Here is a 4,080-nt window from a genome sequence, read left to right as displayed (position 1 = left end):
CCGTTACTCGCACCGTCCTGGTTGATCGCCGAACCCCGCACCACCGCCAACACCCGATGCCCAAGCCGCCGCGCATCCGACAACCGCTCCAACACCAGCACTCCCACCCCCTCCGAGAACCCCGTCCCGGTCGTCCGCGCGGCGAACGGCTTGCACCGACCGTCGGCCGACAACCCCCGCTGACGACTGAACTCGACGAACAGCCCCGGAGTGGTCATGAGCGTCACTCCGCCCGCGAGCGCCAGCGAACACTCGCCCCGGCGCAGCGCGTGGGCCGCCATGTGGAGGGCCACCAGCGACGACGAGCACGCCGTGTCCACCGACACCGCGGGCCCCTCCAGACCGAGGTGGTAGGCGACGCGTCCTGAAGCCACACTGCCGGTGTTCCCGGTGCCCATGAACGCCTCGTACTCGGCCGGCACGGACGGGAACCGCGAGGCGTAGTCCCCGTAGGCGATCCCCGTGAACACACCGGTGCGGCTGCCGCGCAGCGCGTCCGGCACGATGCCGGCCCGCTCGAGGGCCTCCCACGACGTCTCCAGCAACTGACGGTGCTGCGGGTCCATCGCCAGTGCCTCGCGGGGGCTGATCCCGAAGAACCCCGCGTCGAAGTCGGCCGCGTCGTAAAGAAACCCGCCCTCGCTCGTATAGGCGGTCCCGGGACGCTCCGGGTCCGGGTCATACAGGCGATCGAGGTCCCAGTCCCGGTTCTCGGGGAAGCCCGAGATGGCGTCACGCTCCTCGAGTACCAGCCGCCACAACTCCTCGGGAGAGGACACCCCACCCGGATAACGGCACGCCATGCCGATGATCGCGACCGGCTCGTTCCGCGCCGACTCGGCCTCCTGGAGCTGCTGCCGCGTCTTCTGCAACTCCCTGGTGACCCACTTGAGGTAGTCGACGAGCTTCTCGTCCTGCTCGCCACCGTCCCCGCGCACCTCGTGCATCTCTCCGCCCTCCTCACCCGTCTCGGCGGCGCGGCCACCCATCACGTGGTCTTCCGCCCGAGTCGGTTGTCGATGAAGTCGAACAGGTCGGCGGTCGAGGCGTCCTCGAACTCGCCTTCCAGGCCCGCCGGGGCCTCGTCCGCGCCGACCGGCCGCGCCGACCAGCGCTTGAACATCGCCTCCAACTGCTCGGCGACCCGGACACGTCCCTGGTCCACGTCACCAATGAGCTGGTCGAACGCGATGTCCAGGCGCTGGAGCTCCGCCAGCAGCGCGGTCGTCGGGTCCGCCGCCTCCGGGACGAGGCTCGTGTGCATGTGCTCGGCGAGCGCGGCCGGCGTCGGATGGTCGAAGACCAGCGTGGCCGGCAGCCTGAGCCCCGTCCGCGCGTTCAGTCGGTTGCGCAACTCGACCGCGGTGAGCGAGTCGAAGCCGAGCTCACGGAACGCCCGGTCGACTGGCACCTGCTGCTCCGTGCCGTGCCCGAGCACCGTCGTCGCCTCGGCACGCACCAGGCGCAGCACCTCCTCCTGCTGCTCCTCGATCGACAGTCCCGCCAGCCGGGACGACCACCCGTCACCGCCGGCCTCCGAGGCGGCGGCTGACTCGCCGGTGGCCACGGCCATGGCCGCGACCGGCCGACCGGAGGGCTCGACAAGCGCCGCGAACAGCGGCGGCACCGGTCCCCCTTCGGCGGCCGTGCGCCGCAGCGCAGAAACCTCGAGGCGCAAGGGGACCACCGCCGGACCCTCCCCGCGCCAGGCGACGTCGAACAGTGCCATGCCCTCCTCCGAGGAGAGCGCGCCCAGCCCGCTTCGCCGCAACCGGGCACGATCCCGCTCGCCCAGGTCGCCAGTCATCTCGCTGCTCTCCTCCCACAGCCCCCAGGCCAGGGAGACGCCCGCCAGGCCGTGGACCCGCCGCACCCGCGCGAGGGCGTCCAGGAACGCGTTCGCCGCCGCGTAGTTCGACTGCCCCGCGCTGCCCAGGGTGCCGGCGGCGGAGGAGAACAGCACGAACGCGGACAGATCCAGGTCCCGGGTCAGCTCGTGCAGATGCCAGGCCGCGTCCACCTTGGGCCGCAGCACCGACTCGAACCTCTCCCGGGACAGCGACGTCAACACTCCGTCGCTCAGCACCCCCGCCGCGTGCACCACCGCGCACAACGGGAACTCCTCGGGCACCGCGGCCAACGCCGCCGCCGCGCCCTCCCGTTGGGCGACATCACAGGGCACCACGCGCACCCGGGCCCCCAGCCCCATCAGCTCGTCGGCGATCTCCCGCGCACCCGGGGCCCCGAGGCCACGCCTACTGGTCAGCACCAGGCTCCGCACCCCGTGGTCCGTCACCAGACGCCGGGCCACCTGCCGCCCGAGCACCCCCGTGCCACCCGTCACCAGGACCGTGCCCCGCGACCCGTCGAGCGGCGTGGGAACCCGCAACACGACCTTCCCCACGTGCCGCCCCTGACTCATGAACCGCAGCGCCTCCACGGCCCGCCGCGCGTCCCAGACCGACACCGGCAGCGGCCGCAGCACGCCCTGCCCGGCCAGCTCGGCGAGTTCCGCGAGCATCTCGGCGATGCGGTCGGGACCCGCCTCCATCAGGTCGAACGCCCGGTACACCACGCCGTCGTGGCGCTCCGCGATCTCCTCGGGGTCGCGGACGTCCCGCCGCCCCATCTCCACGAACCGACCCCCATGGCCCTGAAGCCGCAGCGAGGCGTCGATGAACTCGTCCGTCAGGGAGTTGAGTACGACGTCGATCCGCCGATCGGTGCCCAGGTCCTTGCGGAACCGGGTCTCGAACTCGGTGCTCCGCGAGTCTCCGACGCGCCCGTCGGGCAGCCCGCGGGAGCGCAGCACATGCTGCTTGCGGGCACTGGCGGTGGCGTAGACGTCAAGCCCCCAGTGCGCGGCGAGCTGCATGGCCGCTGAACCAACCCCGCCCGTCGCGGCGTGGATCAGCACCGACTCGCCCCGCCTGACCCGCGCCAGATCGGCCAGCCCGTACCAGGCCGTCAGGAAGGCCACCGGGAACGCGGCCGCCTCGGTGAACGACCAGCCACGCGGGATGCGGGTCACCAGCCGGGCATCGGTGACGGCGGAGGTTCCGGCGCCCTGCGACAGGACGCCCATCACCCGGTCACCGACCGACAGTCCGGCCACCTCCGGCCCAACCTCGGACACGATGCCGGCCGCCTCGATGCCCATCAGCGGATCGCCCGGGTACGCGCCCAGCGCGATGAGCACGTCGCGGAAGTTCAGCCCGATCGTCCGCACGGCGATCCGCACTTCCCCCGGGGCGAGTTCACGGTCGTGGTCGGGCCGTTCGACGAAGGCGACGTTCTCCAACGTGCCGGGCACGGTGACGTCGAGCCGCCGGGCCGAGTCGGAGGTCTCGGGCAGCTCCAACAGCTCGTGCCGCGTCACGCGACTCAGCCGGGCGACGTGGACCGTGCCGGCCCCCCTGATCGCCAGCTGCGGCTCACCGGACCCCAGCGCTGCCCGCACGACCTCGGTGACGTGGGCCCCGTCGCCCGTCAGCTCCCGCAGGTCGAGGAGGACGAACCGGCCGGGACTCTCCGCCTGCGCCGCACGGACCAACCCGCAGACGGCGGAGCCGGCGGCGTCGACCACCCCTTCACCCCGGCTGACCTCCACGGCGCCCTCGGTGACGATGACCAGCCGGACCTCCGACCACCGCTCGTCGGCCAGCCACCGCCGCAGCAACTCGGCCACACGCCACGTCTCCTCATGGGTGGCGACGACGGCGTCGACACCCATGTCCCCGACCGGGCGCCCCACCGGCACCAGGACGACGTCCGGCATCGGGCCTCGGGCCACCTCCAGTGCGGCGAGCCCCCGGAACACGGGGACGTCACCACCCAGCGCCAGCCGGAGCCGATCAGCCGCCGGCTCCTCCTCTCCGAGGATCGCCCACCGAGGTGTGTCCGGGGCCGGAGCCTCGCTGGGTGTGGTGGGGAGGGGTGGCCAGGTGAGTTCGAAGAGGGAGTCGTGGGGGGTGTTGTTGAGGGGGGAGATGTTGGTGGGTCGGGTGGTGAGGGTGGTGGTGAGGATGGGTTGGTTGTCGGGGGTGGTGAGGTGGAGGGTGTGGTGGTTGTCGTGGGTGG

At 72.3% G+C, this 4,080-nt stretch carries 2 protein-coding genes; both read right to left on the bottom strand.

Annotated features, from left to right (window positions below; genetic code table 11):
• Positions 1–947, bottom strand: a 947-nt coding sequence (locus ACYVPE_RS39400; RefSeq protein ID WP_461038662.1) for a beta-ketoacyl synthase N-terminal-like domain-containing protein, incomplete at its 3' end; no start/stop codon positions are given.
• A gap of 41 nt (positions 948–988) precedes the next feature.
• The coding region (locus ACYVPE_RS39395) for an SDR family NAD(P)-dependent oxidoreductase (RefSeq protein WP_461038661.1) at positions 989–4,080 on the bottom strand (3,092 nt) is incomplete at its 5' end.

Source organism: Streptomyces mayteni (assembly GCF_054783955.1).
The sequence above is the reverse complement of the archived record's forward strand: the minus strand, read 5'-3'. Positions and strand labels throughout refer to the sequence as shown.